Origin of the sequence: Candidatus Kaistella beijingensis (assembly GCF_020084865.1) — a bacterium.
GTDB classification, from domain to species: Bacteria; Bacteroidota; Bacteroidia; order Flavobacteriales; family Weeksellaceae; genus Kaistella; species Kaistella beijingensis.
On the sequence record NZ_CP071953.1, the window covers coordinates 1,191,902 to 1,208,397 of the forward strand.

The following is a 16,496-nucleotide window of genomic DNA, read 5'->3' on the forward strand; positions in this document are numbered from 1 at the left end:
AAAAAATTATGAAAAAGTTTTTACAGATTTTTGGATTGCTTTTTTCGTTAATCCTTTTTGCCCAAAATATTTCCGACTACAAACATATTTACATACCACAAGAATTTGCAGATTCCAAAATCAATCAATATGGATTAGGCGGTTTACTGGCTTCCAAACTGAAAACCAAAAAATTCGTCATCAATGAAAGTTCTGAGGTAAATCCCTGTGAAATTTTACATGCGGAAATTTCTGACATTAGCAATATGTTCACCAACAAGGTGAAAGTTGACTTTAAGAACTGTAAAAACATCACAGTGGCTTCATTTGTCGGAAAATCGCTCATCAAAGAATTTGAGCCTGGAATGATTGATGCCCTGGAAAAAGCAGCGAAAGGTATTGCTGCTTCCAATCCTGTGGAAAAGAAGTTGGAAGAAAATCTAAAACCCACAGAATCAGTAGCTGTAAAAGAAACTCCAAAATCTGTTGAAAGCGATGAAAAGATTTTGATCACAGAAAAGTCGGCGCCAAAAACGGAATTGAAAACCAATACAACCATTCAAAATAAAGCCGAAATCTACACCAACGGACTTTTGAATCTAACTAAAATTAATATTTCAGCCAACCAGTTTATTCTTGCAAATCCAAACAATTCTGTTCCATATGCGGTTTTTAACGCTTCTGCTAAGAAAGATGTTTTCCGGGTGCAGCTTGAGAACGGAACTCCAACTTTAGGTTATTGGGAAGATGGCAAAATTGTGGTGGAAATCCCGAATTCTGATGGAAGTTTCAAAAGAGAGGTTTTTTCAAAAAAATAATTATTCCGTTCCATTAAAATACTCCCAAACTACTTTCCCTTTTGATTTTCCCAAGATTTCTTCCAAGGTTTCCAATGAGGATTCTTTGATTCTTTTCACCGATTTCAATTTGGAAAGCAAAAGTTCCACCGATTTTTCTCCCACTCCGGGAATTTCTTCGAGTTCGGATTTGATGGTTGAATTCTTTCTTCTCGTTCGGTGATGTTTTACACCGAAACGGTGAGATTCGTCACGAACTCTTTGCAGAATCTTCAACGTCTCAGATTTCTTATCAAGGTAAAGCGGAATGGAGTCTTCAGGAAAATAAATTTCCTCCAAACGTTTTGCGATACCGATGATGGTTATTTTTCCGTATAAACCGAGAAGTTTCAAACTTTTCACAGCGGAAGAAAGTTGACCTTTTCCACCATCAATTAAAATTAATTGTGGAAGCGGTTCGTTTTCATCCAAAAGTCTTTTGTAGCGGCGATAAATCACTTCTTCCATTGTCGCAAAATCGTTCGCTCCAACTACGGTTTTTGGGTGAAAAATTCGGTAATCATTTTTGCTTGGTTTTCCATCTTTGAAAACCACGCATGCAGAAACAGGATTTGTTCCTTGGATATTGGAGTTGTCGAAACCTTCGATATGTCTCGGTTCAGTCGGCATTCGCAGCAATTTCTGCATTTCTGCCATTATTCTGTTCGTGTGTCTTTCGGGATCAACAATCTGAACTTGCTTTAACTTTTCGATTCGATATTCTTTCGCATTTTTTTCGGAAAGTTCCACGATACGTTTTTTGTCGCCGACTTTTGGAACAATTAATTTCACATTCGGAATTTCAAATGAAAGATGAAAAGGAATTAAAATTTCTTTAGAATCTGAAAGAAATTTTTGTCGAATTTCGATAATGGCTTCTTCCAAAATATCTTCATCACTTTCCTCCAAAACTTTTTTGATTTCCGTAGTATAACTTTGGATGATATTTCCGTTTTGAATTTTGAAATAATTCACATAAGCCGCTGTTTCGTCGCTTGTCATTCCAAAAACATCCACTTCATCAATATTAGGATTTACCACCGTGTGTTTGTGTTGATAATCTTCGAGCAAATCCATTCTTTCCTTAACAGCCTGCGCATTTTCAAACTCTAAATTTTCTGCAAATCTCATCATCTGCTTCACCAAATATTCTTTAGCTTTCCGAAAATCGCCTTTAATTATTCCACGAATTGCCTCAACTTTTCGGTCGTAATCTTCCTTGCTTTCCAACATTTCGCAAGGACCTTCACAATTTTTGATGTGGTATTCCAAACAGACTTTATATTTACCTTCCGCAATTTTTGATGGAGCCAAATTCAAATTACAAGTTCTGATTTTGTAAATATGTTTAATCGTATCAAGCAAAACCTTTGCAGGACGAACTTTCGCATAAGGACCATAATATTCGGAACCGTCTTTAATTAAAGTCCGCGTCATGAAAATCCTCGGAAAATCTTCATTCTTAATACAAATCCATGGGAACGATTTGTCGTCCTTCATCATCACGTTATAAAACGGTTGATGTTCCTTAATCAGATTATTTTCGAGTAAAAGTGCATCGTATTCGCTGTTTACCACGGTTGTCTCCAAGCGGTAAATTTTTCCGACCATGATTTTGGTTCGGTAACCGGAAAGATTTTTATTGAAATAGGAAAGGACCCTCTTCTTCAAATTTTTGGCTTTTCCCACGTAAAGAAGTTGACCGTTTTTGTCGTAATAACGATAAACACCGGGATCAGAAGGCAAAGTTTTGAGTTGAAGTTCGAGGTGGGAATTCATGTTACAAAAATAGGGAAATGATTTTTGAATATACATTTGCCATTTTCTATTTTTTATGATAGTGAAATTTACTCCATATATTCAATTTTAGTAATCTTCAAAATTTCCTTACTTTTAAGACCAAATAATTCATGATGATTTACGGCGTAGACACTTTCACCATTTCCGATGTGATGGCGATTTTAGATAATCCCAAAAAAGCAAAACTCAACAAAGAAGCCAAAGATAAAATCCTAAAATCCCAAAAAAATGTACAGAAAATTGTGGAATCAGACCGCACTGTTTATGGGATTAACACAGGATTTGGGCCGCTTTGCGACGTGAAAATTTCTGAAGAGGAAACTGCGAAACTTCAACATAATTTAATTATATCCCATGCAGTAGGAGTTGGAAAACCCATTTCCAAAAATTTATCTAGAGTGATGATGATTTCTAAAATTCACGCCCTTTCCAAAGGATTTTCGGGGGTGTCTTTGAAAGTGATTGAAAGACTCATCGAAATGTTGCAAAAAGACATCATTCCTGTAGTTCCCGAACAAGGATCGGTAGGCGCTTCAGGAGATTTGGCGCCGCTTGCGCATTTGGTCCTACCGCTTCTCGGTTTGGGAAAAGTTTGGGAAAATAATGAACCTGTTGAAACTTCAAAAATTTTAGAAAAACACGGGTTGAAACCATTAGTCCTCGGTCCAAAAGAAGGTTTGGGTTTAATTAACGGTACGCAATTTATTTTAGCTCACGCCATTTTAGGCATCGATAAGTTTGAATACTTGTTAGATTTGGCAGATTTGACAGCGGCAATGAGTTTAGAAGCCTATCGCGGTTCAGCAAGTCCATTTAAAAAGGAACTTCATGAAATCCGTCCGTTTGCAGGAAGCAAAAAAGTAGCGGCAAGAATGTTGAAATTTTTGAAAGGTTCAGAAAATCTTCACGCTCATGAATTCTGCGACCGTGTTCAAGATCCTTATTCGATGCGTTGTGTTCCACAAGTTCATGGTGCAAGTAGAAATGCTTTTGAACATTTAAAGAATTTAGCTGAAACTGAGCTGAATTCCGTAACCGATAATCCAGTCGTTTTAAGTGCCGAAGAATCTATTTCAGGAGGAAATTTCCACGGACAATTATTAGCCTTACCTTTAGATTACGCAACTTTAGCCGCGGCGGAAATCGGTAATATTTCTGACCGTAGAAGTTACCTTTTATTAGAAGGACAATTTGGGTTGCCAAAACTTTTGGTGGAAAGCTCGGGTTTGAATTCAGGTTTTATGATTCCGCAATATACTTCAGCTGCACTGGTTACTGAAAATAAAACACTATGCTTTCCTGCATCTTCAGATTCCATCCCTACAAGTTTGGGACAGGAAGACCATGTTTCGATGGGAAGTATTTCGGGTAGAAAATTCAATCAGGTTTTAGAAAATCTTGAAAATATTTTAGCGATTGAACTGATGTTCGGTGCACAAGGTTTAGAATTCCGAAGACCTGCAAAATGCTCAAAATTTGTAGAAAACACCTATGATTTAATTCGATCTAAAGTCGCAAAACTAGAAGACGACCGTTTGATTGGGGACGACATTTTAGCAATTGCAGACCTCATAAATAGCAGGAAATTTATAACTAATTAATCTTTTAAAATACATTTTTTGTATCCGATGAAAGCTTTCGTCGGATTGTTTGTATAGCTTCTCGTCCAATAAAAACTTTACATATAACATAAATCAAAAAAAGTCCCCAACTACATTCGTAATTGGGGACTCTGAAAAAAAACTGGCGGCGGCCTACTCTCCCGCTTACGCAGTACCATCGGCGCTGGAGGGCTTAACTTCCGTGTTCGGAATGGGAACGGGTGAGCCCCTCCGCTAAAACCACCCTAAATATTATTATAATTAGGAGATTAAGAGATTAGGGTGTCAGGATATTGGCAATCCCTCAACACACCAATCTTTAAAATTCTTAATTTTTATCGATAAAAACTTTCACAAAGAGCAAACCTGCGCTTGCCCCCGGGTGCCCAACCAGGCCATAAATCTACGGGTAATTAGTACTGCTCGGCTATGACATTGCTGTCTTTACACCTGCAGCCTATCGACGTGGTCATCTCCCACGACCCTTAAAAGATGTCTCATCTTGAGGCAGGTTTCGCACTTATATGCCTTCAGTGCTTATCCTTTCCAAACGTAGCTACTCAGCGGTGCACCTGGCGGTACAACTGATACACCAGAGGTTTGTTCAAATCGGTCCTCTCGTACTAGATTCAAGCCCTCTCAAACATCTAACGCCCGCAATAGATAGAGACCGAACTGTCTCACGACGTTCTGAACCCAGCTCGCGTGCCACTTTAATGGGCGAACAGCCCAACCCTTGGGACCTTCTCCAGCCCCAGGATGTGACGAGCCGACATCGAGGTGCCGAACCTCCCCGTCGATGTGAGCTCTTGGGGGAGACTAGCCTGTTATCCCCGGAGTACCTTTTATCCTATGAGCGATGGCCCTTCCATGCGGAACCACCGGATCACTATGTCCTGCTTTCGCACCTGATCGACTTGTAGGTCTCACAGTCAAGCACCCTTATGCCATTACACTCTGCGCACGGTTACCAAGCGTGCTGAGGGTACCTTTGAAAGCCTCCGTTACTCTTTTGGAGGCGACCACCCCAGTCAAACTACCCACCACGCAGTGTCCTTCCCTTAGGAAGTTAGGCTCCAAGTAAACAAAGGGTGGTATTTCAACGTCGGCTCCACCGACACTAGCGTGCCGGCTTCAAAGCCTCCCACCTATCCTACACATTGTTTACTCAAAGTCAATACGAAGTTATAGTAAAGGTTCACAGGGTCTTTTCGTCCCATTGCGGGTAATCGGCATCTTCACCGATACTACAATTTCACCGAGCTCGTGGCTGAGACAGTGCCCAGATCGTTACACCATTCGTGCAGGTCGGAACTTACCCGACAAGGAATTTCGCTACCTTAGGACCGTTATAGTTACGGCCGCCGTTTACTGGGGCTTCAGTCAAAAGCTTCGCTTGCGCTAACTTCCTTCCTTAACCTTCCAGCACCGGGCAGGTGTCAGACCCTATACAGCATCTTTCGATTTAGCAGAGTCCTGTGTTTTTGATAAACAGTCGCCTGGGCCTCTTTACTGAGGCCTCCCCTGGGGGAGGCGTCCCTTCTTCCGAAGTTACGAGACTATTTTGCCTAGTTCCTTAGCCACGACTCACTCGAGCACCTTAGGATTCTCTCCTCGACTACCTGTGTCGGTTTTGGTACGGGTTGCTTCACTTCGGCTTTTCTTGGAAGCGCTTTCCCTGCAGCAGCTTCGCCCGGAGGCTAGGCCTTGACTATTCCGTCAGTCTCCAGCAGGTACGGCGCTCCGTCCCCTTTTTAGTGTGAGCAAGTACGGGAATATTAACCCGCTGTCCATCCACTTCCCCTCTCGGGTACGCGTTAGGTCCCGACTAACCCTCAGCTGATTAGCATGGCTGAGGAAACCTTAGTCTTTCGGTGAGGGGGTTTCTCGCCCCCTTTATCGTTACTTATGCCTACATTTTCTTTTCTGTCCGCTCCACAATGCCTCGCGACACTGCTTCGGCGCAGACAGAATGCTCCCCTACCAGATATATCCTACGATATAAATCCATAGCTTCGGTACTATACTTATGCCCGATTATTATCCATGCCGGACCGCTCGACTAGTGAGCTGTTACGCACTCTTTAAATGAATGGCTGCTTCCAAGCCAACATCCTAGCTGTCAATGCAGTCCAACCGCGTTGTTTCAACTTAGTATAGATTTGGGGACCTTAGCTGTTGGTCCGGGTTCTTTCCCTTTCGGACATGGACCTTAGCACCCATGCCCTCACTGCCGCGCAACATTTATTAGCATTCGGAGTTTGTCAGGAATTGGTAGGCGATGAAACCCCCGCATCCAATCAGTAGCTCTACCTCTAATAAACTTATCGCGACGCTGCACCTAAATGCATTTCGGGGAGTACGAGCTATCTCCCAGTTTGATTGGCCTTTCACCCCTACCCACAGGTCATCCGAAGACTTTTCAACGTCAACCGGTTCGGTCCTCCACTTTGTGTTACCAAAGCTTCAACCTGCCCATGGGTAGATCACAAGGTTTCGCGTCTAATCCTGCCAACTAAGCGCCCTATTCAGACTCGCTTTCGCTCCGCCTCCGCACCTGAAGTGCTTAAGCTCGCTGGCAAAATTAACTCGTAGGCTCATTATGCAAAAGGCACGCCGTCACCCAACTTGTGGGCTCCGACCGCTTGTAGGCGTACGGTTTCAGGTTCTCTTTCACCCTCCTATTCGGAGTGCTTTTCACCTTTCCTTCACAGTACTTGTTCACTATCGGTCTTTCAGGAGTATTTAGCCTTGGAGGATGGTCCCCCCATATTCAGACAGGATTTCACGTGTCCCGCCCTACTCATTTATCACTTATGTATGCCTTTCATGTACGGGGCTATCACCCTCTACGGCCGTTCTTTCCAGAACATTCTATTAAACATATAAAAGCTTTTGGGCTAATCCGCTTTCGCTCGCCACTACTTACGGAATCTCTTCGATTTCTTTTCCTCCGGGTACTTAGATGTTTCAGTTCTCCGGGTTTGCTTCCCTTGCGGGATAATACATCTTCAATGTATTGGGTTGCCCCATTCGGACATCCGCGGATCAATTCGTGTGTGCCGATCCCCGCGGCTTTTCGCAGCTTACCACGTCCTTCTTCGCCTCTGAAAGCCTAGGCATCCGCCATACGCCCTTAACGATTTCCTTCCTAATTGTTATATTAGTATATTTTTATACTCGGCGCCCGAAGGCGCTCGGTTTTCTCTTTGTGATGTCTTTACCGTTAATGTCAATGATCTTAATGTCTTTTCTTCGTCCTGATGAACAGATGTTGTTTTTGGCTCCATCCGTAACCTTTAAACCAGGCCCCCGAAACTGTGGAGAATAAGGGAGTCGAACCCTTGACCTCCTGCGTGCAAGGCAGGCGCTCTAGCCAGCTGAGCTAATTCCCCTCTATCAATTAGTAGTCTCGGGCAGGCTCGAACTGCCGACCTCTACATTATCAGTGTAGCGCTCTAACCAGCTGAGCTACGAGACTGCTTGCTATTAATCTCTTCCCTGTACTAATTTCTAGTGGGTTTATTTTTAAATACCAACCAAAGTAAAAAAACTAAAGCGAACTTCAAGCAAGTTCTTTCGTGCCGAGGCACTTGTCTGTTTAACGTCGAACGACGCTCTAAAATGAGATGTTCCAGCCGCACCTTCCGGTACGGCTACCTTGTTACGACTTAGCCCTAGTTACCTGTTTTACCCTAGGCAGCTCCTTTTACGGTCACCGACTTCAGGTACCCCAGACTTCCATGGCTTGACGGGCGGTGTGTACAAGGCCCGGGAACGTATTCACCGCGCCATGGCTGATGCGCGATTACTAGCGATTCCAGCTTCATAGAGTCGAGTTGCAGACTCCAATCCGAACTGAGACCGGCTTTCGAGATTCGCATCCACTCGCGTGGTAGCTGCCCTCTGTACCGGCCATTGTATTACGTGTGTGGCCCAAGACGTAAGGGCCGTGATGATTTGACGTCATCCCCACCTTCCTCTCTACTTGCGTAGGCAGTCTCACTAGAGTCCCCAACTGAATGATGGCAACTAGTGACAGGGGTTGCGCTCGTTGCAGGACTTAACCTAACACCTCACGGCACGAGCTGACGACAACCATGCAGCACCTTGAAAATTGCCCGAAGGAGGATCTATTTCTAAATCTGTCAATTCCCATTTAAGTCTTGGTAAGGTTCCTCGCGTATCATCGAATTAAACCACATAATCCACCGCTTGTGCGGGCCCCCGTCAATTCCTTTGAGTTTCATCCTTGCGGACGTACTCCCCAGGTGGCTAACTTATCACTTTCGCTTGGTCTCCGAGCCTTGCGGCCCGAAAACGAGTTAGCATCGTTTACGGCGTGGACTACCAGGGTATCTAATCCTGTTCGCTCCCCACGCTTTCGTCCCTCAGCGTCAGTTGAATCTTAGTGACCTGCCTTCGCAATCGGTGTTCTAAGTAATATCTATGCATTTCACCGCTACACTACTTATTCCAGCCACTTCAAATTCACTCAAGACCCGCAGTATCAATGGCAGTTTCGCAGTTAAGCTGCGAGATTTCACCACTGACTTACGGGCCCGCCTACGGACCCTTTAAACCCAATAAATCCGGATAACGCTTGCACCCTCCGTATTACCGCGGCTGCTGGCACGGAGTTAGCCGGTGCTTATTCGTACAGTACCTTCAGCTCCCCTCACGAGGGGAGGTTTATCCCTGTACAAAAGAAGTTTACAACCCATAGGGCCGTCGTCCTTCACGCGGGATGGCTGGATCAGGCTTCCACCCATTGTCCAATATTCCTCACTGCTGCCTCCCGTAGGAGTCTGGTCCGTGTCTCAGTACCAGTGTGGGGGATCTCCCTCTCAGGACCCCTAAAGATCATCGACTTGGTGGGCCGTTACCCCACCAACTATCTAATCTTGCGCGTGCCCATCTCTATCCACCGAAGTTTTCAATAATAATTGATGCCAATCATTATATTATGGGGTATTAATCTTCCTTTCGGAAGGCTGTCCCCCAGATAGAGGCAGGTTGCACACGTGTTACGCACCCGTACGCCGCTCTCAAATCCCCGAAGAGATTCTACCGCTCGGCTTGCATGTGTTAGGCCTCCCGCTAGCGTTCATCCTGAGCCAGGATCAAACTCTCCATTGTATGTTTGTCTTGACTCGCTCAAAGTTGTTTACGCCTTAGTTTTTTCCTTACTTTTTTGGTTGTTATTTGTATGTCAATGAACTTGTATTCTCTTCGCGCCCCGGAAACTCTCTCTGTCGTTTGTTCCGATTTGCGAGTGCAAAAGTATGAACTATTTTTGATGTGGCAAAATTTTTTGGAGAAAAATTTAAAATATTTTCTAACTGCTTAAAATTCAGTGCGAAAAATTTCAGAGATTTTAACTCCTACCAAATTCATAACCAAATCCTCTACTCCGCTACCCCAAACTCTACCGATTAGGGACTGCAAAGATAATAAGATTTTTCAATACACCAAAACTTTTTTTTAAAAAGTTGCCGAGGTTCTTTCCTCAACAAATCTCCTTTTTTATTTATATTTTCTACTTCGCTACCACTATATCTCAAATGGTGGGTGCAAAAGTATGTTAATTAATTATTAACTTCCAAATGGAAACTAAAGTAAATTTTTGGGATGTGTAAAAATGTGTTCGTAAAATATTGGTTTTAAGTACCGTATAATCGTTCAAAAAGTTATCCACATTATCAAATTAGCGGAAAACCGCGGTAGGGATAGAAGTGGAAACCCCGCAGTTGCATGGAAATTTGGCAGTGGCACGAGGAGTTGCAACGAATAGCCCGACCCGAGTTGAGGGAAAATTTTGAGTAAGTTGGTAAGCATTGGCCAGGGAACCGCCCAAAAAAAATATTTATAAATTGATTGCTTTAGTCTTTTGAAAGACAAAATACCCGATGAGAACTCCTATTGTATCTGCGACCAAATCGAGCCCTTCCAAAGACCTGCCTAAAGCCATCTCTTCCTGTAGGATTTCGGTGAGAATGCCGTAACAGAGCATGATCTGAATGTAAATGATGAATTTTGTTCTTGGGAATGCTGCCATAAAACAGAATCCCAATAACGCGAAGATGCTTAAATGCAAGATTTTGTCGATTCCTTGGAACATAAAGGGATACTCCATGTTTTCCACGCCGGGTTTGAGGAGCATATAAGTAAGAAATGCCCAATAAATGGGCAAAATCTTCGTAAATATTTTTGATATTTTATCCAAGTGATGCTTGGTATTGCTCTGCTGAAAGGAGTTGTGAGGTATCTGCACCTTCGCCGATGTCTAATTTGATAATCCATCCGTTTCCGTACGGGTCGGTGTTTAGTAGTTCCGGCTCGTCTTCAATCTTTGTATTAAATTCTACAACTTTTCCTGATAATGGCAAGAATAAGTCGGAAACGGTCTTCACAGCTTCCACGCTTCCGAAAACGTCTCCCGCAGAAAGTTCGTCATCCACAGTATCTACATCCACGAAAACGATGTCGCCCAACTCGCTTTGTGCAAAATCGGTGATTCCGATGGTTGCGATGTTTCCTTCAATTCTAACCCATTCGTGGTCTTTGGTGTACTTTAATTCAGACGGTGTGTTCATTTTTTATCTGTTTTTATTATTTTTTCAAAATTAAAGAAAATATTCTATTTCTACCTAAAATAGTAGATATTTAAAATATTTTTTTTATTCAATACTTTGGGCTTTATGCAAAAGTATTCAAAAAATCAAGACTGGATTTTTTGTTAAAAAAAATAAAATTTCTTGCAAGAAAATTTGAAAAACTCGGGCGGAAAGTTAAGTTTTGAATGGTAAGAAAATGAATTGCCGCCACTCAAACAATGGAAATTTTTATTTAGTTATAATTTAGTGAATTACCGCTGAAAGAAATTTCAATTTTTCTTAACCCAAAAATCTCCTAGGTCGAAATGAACTCCATTTAAGATATTTCATTTTTCATTGAAAGTTCGATATATATAAAACGGCAAACGATTCTCTGATTTTCTTCATCAATGTTTTCAAAAGAGAATTTATTGGTTTTCAAAAAGTGCTTTGCATCGTTTTTGCTATATTTGTTCATATCACTTTTACACCCTATATATAATAAGGTCAAAAATTCCAAACAATGAATTTACAATCTAAATTAAATGCCGCTCAAAAAAGTTTTGAGAGTTGGAAGAAAGTCCCTTTTTCAAATAGACAGAAACTTCTGCTGAAATTAGCCGATAAACTTGAAAAGAATTCAGAGTCTTTAGGTAAAATTATTACCAAAGAAATGAACAAACCCATTTCACAATCTATTGCCGAAATTAAAAAATGTGCTTTAATGTGCAGTTATTATGCGAACGCAGAAAATATTTTGAAACCCGAAAAAATAAAAACCGAATATCGAATTTCCGAAATCCATTATGTTCCGAAAGGGGTTATTCTTGGAGTGATGCCGTGGAATTTTCCGTTTTGGCAAGTTTTAAGGTTTGCAGTTCCTGCGATTCTTGCAGGTAATGCGGTGGTTTTGAAACACGCTTCAATTTGTTTTGGAAGTGGAAACCGAATTGAAAAGCTATTTCTTGAAGCAGGTTTCCCAAAAGGAATTTTTCAAAATCTGGAAATCGGTCATGAAGAGGTGACGAAAGTTTTAGAAAATCCCATTGTTCGTGGAGTAAGTTTAACAGGAAGTGAAAAAGCCGGTGCTGAAGTCGCAGCAACTGCAGGAAGAAATATTAAAAAATCTCTTTTGGAATTAGGAGGAAGCGACGCATTCATTGTTTTGGATGACGCTAATTTCAAAAAAGCGGCGGAAAGTGGCGCTAAAGCAAGACTTCAAAATTGCGGACAAGCGTGTAATGCCGGAAAACGATTCATCATCCAAAAGAATATTGAGAAAGAATTTTTGCCGATTTTCATTAAAGAATATCAAAAATACATTCCCGGAAAACCCTTGAAAAAAGACACCTTAATTGCAGGAATGGCTCGTCCCGATTTGGCGGATGAATTGGAAATGCAATATAAGAAAGCTCTCAAGAACGGAGCGGAAGTTATTTTGCCGTTGAAAAGAATCTCACCCAATGAATTTATGCCGGGTTTAATTAAAGTAAAATCAGGAAATCCGATTTTGGAAGAGGAACTTTTCGGTCCGCTTGGAATGGTGATGATTGCTAAAAATGATGAAGAAGCGCTGAAATTGGCGAACGATATTCCTTTCGGACTTTCAAATTCTGTTTGGACAAAGGATAAAAAAAGACAGCAGTTTTTTATTGAAAACTTGGAATCTGGAACGGTGAGTGTAAACAAGGAATCGAGTTCTGACCCACGATTGCCATTTGGCGGAGCAAAATCTTCGGGTTACGGAACGGAGCTTTCGCTGATTGCTTTGAAGGAGTTTGTGACGGTGAAGACGGTTGTGGGAAATTAATCAGGAGCCAAATTATTTTGGTGTGTTGGGGTGAGTAACAATTCGCAAATTCTTTACTCACTCTCCTCTACTTCATGCTTTAGTTGCGCTTTGTACAAAGTTGAGTAATAGCCATTTTTGTTGAGGAGTTCCATGTGTTTACCTTCTTCCACGATTTTGCCGTGTTCCATGACGATGATTTTATCGGCTTTTTCGATGGTGGAAAGTCGGTGTGCAATGATGATGGAAGTTCGGTTTTTGGTGATTTTTTCTGTCGCTCTTTGAATCAGTTTCTCACTTTCGTGGTCGATGGAAGAAGTCGCTTCGTCGAGAATCAGAATTTTCGGGTCAGAAAGATAAGCTCTTAAAAATGACAAAAGCTGTCTTTGTCCCAGAGAAATGGAGGAACCTCTTTCACGAACAACATAATCGTAACCTCCAGGAAGTGATTCAATGAAATCATCCACTTCTATTTCTTTCGCAATTTTCCTGATTTTTTCTAAAGTTATCGTGTCATCGCCAAAAGAAAGGTTTTCAAAAATACTTCCGTGGAATAAGAAAACATCCTGCAAAACAACTCCAATGTGACTTCTTAAATTATAGAGTTCATAATCTTTTAAATCCACATCATCCAACAAAATTTTCCCTGAATTGATGTCGTAAAGTCGTGTAATCAAACTGATAATCGTTGATTTTCCTGCTCCTGTTGCACCAACAATTGCCACGGTTTCGCCCGGATTTACCTTAAAACTTATTCCTTTTAAAACTTCCTGTTTTTCATCGTAGGCAAAATGAACATTCTGAAATTCAATTTTTCCGTCGAAGTGGTTTTTAACGATTTCTCCTTGATTCGGTAATGTGAAATCTTCATCCATCACACCCAAAACTCTCTCTGCACCAACAATTCCTCGTTGAATATTGTTGAATCGGTCCGCGATTTGTCTTAAAGGACGGATCAACATCGAAATATATTGAATGAAGGCAATCACCGCTCCTGCTTTGATGGTAATAAATCCGCCGTAAAGCAAGATAAATCCAAGGAAAAGTGAAGAAATTAATTCAACAACAGGAAAAAACAATGAGAAAATGAAAACCGTTCTTAATAAAGCCGATTTTAAGGTAATGTTGATTTCATCAAACTTTTTGAACTCCGCCTGTTGACGGTTAAATACCTGAATTAAAGTCATTCCCGAAAGTCGCTCCTGAACGAAAGAATTCTGATTTGCCGTCCAAGTTCTTTCATCACCAAAAGCTTTCTTTAATCTTTTCTGAAAAAATCTTGTAATAATCACCATTAACGGAAGAATCGCCAATGAAATGTAACTCAAATGAACATCAACTTGAAACATAGCGACCAAAACGAAAATGATTCGAAGAATATCCCCGAAAACCATCAAAAATCCATCGGTATAAACCGTCGCAATGGTTTCTACATCTCCCACTGCTCTGGTGACGAGTTGACCAATTGCCGTTTTGTCAAAAAATGAAGTTCGGAAATAGATGAGTTTATGATAAAGCCGTTCCCGAATATCACGAATTACATTTTGAGAAATAAAGTTTGAAAAATAAACCAAGAAAAAGTTCAAAACCGTTTCCCCAAAAACCAAAGCCACCAAAATATAGATGTGTTTCATCATCAACTCTTTGTCTTTGAGCTGAATGATGTCAACGTCCACAATCTGCATCGTGAGATACGGTCGATACGTGGAAATTACTGAGAGTACAATGGAAATTAGAAGCGTAACAATAAACCAAGACCGGAATTTCATCCCAATCACAAAAAGCCTCCTAATAATATCCCAAGTCGTTTGTTTCTTCATTTAAATTCTAGAAAATTGCTGTGCAAAAATAAGGAAAAGTTGCGAGGTTCGAGATACGGGGTTCGAGATGCGATTTTCGGTAAAAAAGATTGTGTAGAGATGTTTATTTCCTTTCAAACGCTCAAACTCTCAAACAAAATCATAACCCACGTCGACCAAAAACAAACCTTGAGGTGGTGCGGAAGTTCCTGCGGAACTGCGGTTTTTTTTTGCTATGATTTTTCGTAAATCTTCGGGTTGAAGTTTGCCGTTGCCAATTTCAACCATGGTTCCAACAATCGATCGAACCATATTTCTCAAAAATCTGTCGGCTGAAATGGTGAACTTCAATTCGGTTCCGTTTTGTTCCCAAAATGCCTTGTAGATCTTGCAGTTATTGGTTTTATTGTCGGTGTGAAGTTTGGCAAAACTTGTGAAATCCTCAAATTCAAAAAGTATTTTGCAGGCTTCATTCATTTTATCTATATCTAAATTCCGCTTCCAAATTTGCCAAGAAGAATCTTGAGTAAAAGGATTTTTATCTAAAGAAATATAATATTCATAAGTTCGGAAAGTTGCATCAAATCTTGCATGGAAATCATCTTTGACTTTAAAAATTGTCTTCACCGAAATATCGGGTGGAAGAAAACTGTTGAGTTTGTGTGGAAGATTTTCATCTAAAATCTGTTCGGTATCAAAATGCGCAAACATTTTTTTGGCGTGAACTCCGGTGTCGGTTCTCCCCGCTCCTGTCGTTTTGATTTCTTCGCGAAGGATTGTAGACAAAGCTTTTTCAAGTTCTTGCTGAACCGAAATTTCTCTTGGCTGAATTTGATAGCCGAAATAATTTTTACCGTGGTATGAAAATTCGATGAAATATCTCATTGATGCAAATTTCTAAAATTTAATCCGTAAAATTCAAGAAAAATCGAGTAATTTGCTTTCCCATGAAAAAGATTTTACTCCTTTCCGACACGCATTCTTATATGGACGAAAGAATTCTTGAATATGCCAAAAATGCCGACGAAATTTGGCATTGCGGCGATTTCGGGAGTTTGGAAGTGATTGAAGCATTAGAAAAAATTAAACCTGTTCGCGGTGTTTACGGAAATATCGACAACGAAAAAATCCGAAAAATTTTTCCCGAAGTTTTAAGATTTAAATGCGAGGAAGCGGAAGTTTTGATGATTCATATTGGTGGTTATCCGGGAAAATATTCGCCTTTAGCCAAAAAAGAAATTGCAGAAAATCCGCCGAAAGTATTTATTTCAGGACATTCGCATATTTTAAAAGCGATGTTTGACCAAAAAAATCAATTACTTCATTTGAATCCAGGTGCAGCGGGAAATCAAGGATGGCATAAAGTGAGAACGATGATGCGGTTTGAAATTAATGGGGAAAAGATCGAAAATTTGGAAGTGATTGAGTTGGGGAAACGCTAACTTCATGAGCAATAAGTAATGAGTAATGATTAATGACAAATTTCTGAATGTTCGTAATTTTGAATAAATAACAAGCCATGAGAAAGAAACTGCGCGAAATGCCGCTTTACCAAAAATCGGAAGAAATTTACCGAACTGTAAAAACAATTTGCGATTTAATTCCCGAAGAAAACGAATATTTACAGCACACCAAAATGCATTTGATGGAAAATACGATGGTGATTCAGGCGAAAATTTCGGGAGCAGAAGCAGTGAATCTTTGGGACATCAAAATGGAAAACGCCGCCATCATTAGAAAATGCGCAAGAGAATTGGTGGTTTTGTATCACAGTTTGACCTCTTTCGGTTTTGATGAAGCGCATTATTACTTGATTGTTCGTAAACAATTGGAGGAATTTCGTTTGCTGTTCAGAGATTGGGTGGCTTCATTTGACCCAAAAAAATTTATTGTGGATGAATGGGGACTTTTCAATCCGCCTGGAATTCCGCAAGATTACGTGCAGGACGGTGTAGAACTGAATTGGATAGACGAAGATGATGACGAACTGGATTTCGGTTTTGATGCCTCTGAAATTGACCTTGACGATTTTAATCTCGATGGTTTTGATTTTAAAGATGATGACGATGAATCAGATGATGAAGGTGGAGATTAGT

General features: G+C 40.9%; 10 protein-coding genes, 2 tRNA genes and 3 rRNA genes. 5 read left to right on the forward strand and 10 right to left on the reverse strand.

Annotated elements, in window-relative coordinates; all coding sequences use genetic code 11:
• Window positions 1–8 precede the first annotated feature (8 nt).
• Window positions 9–797 carry a hypothetical protein gene (locus J4771_RS05560; protein ID WP_224137245.1) on the forward strand — a complete coding sequence of 263 codons (789 nt, stop codon included), beginning with the start codon at window positions 9–11 and terminating at the stop codon, window positions 795–797.
• Here the strand turns inward: J4771_RS05560 and uvrC are convergent, their stop codons facing one another.
• Entirely contained in the window at window positions 798–2,594 is a 1,797-nt protein-coding gene (gene uvrC, locus J4771_RS05565) for an excinuclease ABC subunit UvrC (protein WP_224137247.1), read from the reverse strand.
• Window positions 2,595–2,728: 134 nt separating this feature from the next.
• On the opposite strand from uvrC, the gene hutH reads away from it, so the two are divergent.
• Window positions 2,729–4,216, forward strand: a complete 1,488-nt coding sequence (gene hutH, locus J4771_RS05570) for a histidine ammonia-lyase (protein ID WP_394369782.1) — start codon at window positions 2,729–2,731, stop codon at window positions 4,214–4,216.
• Between the two features lie 140 nt (window positions 4,217–4,356).
• Here the strand turns inward: hutH and rrf are convergent.
• From rrf to gcvH, 7 genes are all read right to left on the reverse strand, one after another.
• Window positions 4,357–4,464: ribosomal RNA gene (rrf, locus tag J4771_RS05575) — 5S ribosomal RNA — on the reverse strand.
• Between the two features lie 145 nt (window positions 4,465–4,609).
• Window positions 4,610–7,366 (reverse strand): 23S ribosomal RNA (locus tag J4771_RS05580).
• Window positions 7,367–7,537: 171 nt separating this feature from the next.
• A tRNA-Ala gene (locus J4771_RS05585) sits at window positions 7,538–7,611 on the reverse strand.
• Window positions 7,612–7,623: 12 nt separating this feature from the next.
• A tRNA-Ile gene (locus J4771_RS05590) sits at window positions 7,624–7,697 on the reverse strand.
• A gap of 141 nt (window positions 7,698–7,838) precedes the next feature.
• Window positions 7,839–9,355 (reverse strand): 16S ribosomal RNA (locus J4771_RS05595).
• Together the 16S, 23S and 5S rRNA genes with 2 tRNA genes alongside form the textbook arrangement of a ribosomal RNA operon.
• 727 nt (window positions 9,356–10,082) lie before the next feature.
• Entirely contained in the window at window positions 10,083–10,409 is a 327-nt protein-coding gene (locus J4771_RS05600; protein WP_262900193.1) for a VanZ family protein, read from the reverse strand.
• A gap of 25 nt (window positions 10,410–10,434) precedes the next feature.
• A complete protein-coding gene (gcvH, locus tag J4771_RS05605; protein WP_224137254.1) occupies window positions 10,435–10,812 on the reverse strand; it encodes a glycine cleavage system protein GcvH in 378 nt (125 codons plus the stop codon).
• 523 nt (window positions 10,813–11,335) lie between these two features.
• Here gcvH and J4771_RS05610 point away from each other — a divergent pair.
• Window positions 11,336–12,622 carry an aldehyde dehydrogenase family protein gene (locus J4771_RS05610; protein ID WP_224137256.1) on the forward strand — a complete coding sequence of 429 codons (1,287 nt, stop codon included), beginning with the start codon at window positions 11,336–11,338 and terminating at the stop codon, window positions 12,620–12,622.
• A 53-nt stretch (window positions 12,623–12,675) separates the two neighbouring features.
• On the opposite strand, the gene J4771_RS05615 is transcribed toward J4771_RS05610, so the two are convergent.
• Together J4771_RS05615 and truA are read right to left on the reverse strand one after the other, a co-directional pair.
• A complete protein-coding gene (locus J4771_RS05615) occupies window positions 12,676–14,421 on the reverse strand; it encodes an ABC transporter ATP-binding protein (protein WP_224137259.1) in 1,746 nt (581 codons plus the stop codon).
• A gap of 129 nt (window positions 14,422–14,550) precedes the next feature.
• Entirely contained in the window at window positions 14,551–15,285 is a 735-nt protein-coding gene (gene truA, locus J4771_RS05620; protein WP_224137264.1) for a tRNA pseudouridine(38-40) synthase TruA, read from the reverse strand.
• Window positions 15,286–15,347: 62 nt separating this feature from the next.
• Between truA and J4771_RS05625 the strand changes: the two genes are divergently transcribed.
• Complete coding sequence (locus tag J4771_RS05625) at window positions 15,348–15,842, forward strand: metallophosphoesterase family protein (protein WP_224137266.1); 495 nt, start codon at window positions 15,348–15,350, stop codon at window positions 15,840–15,842.
• Between the two features lie 77 nt (window positions 15,843–15,919).
• Window positions 15,920–16,495 (forward strand): hypothetical protein, encoded by a 576-nt coding sequence (locus J4771_RS05630; protein ID WP_224137268.1) that lies wholly within the window; start codon window positions 15,920–15,922, stop codon window positions 16,493–16,495.
• The last annotated feature ends 1 nt before the right edge of the window (window position 16,496 follow it).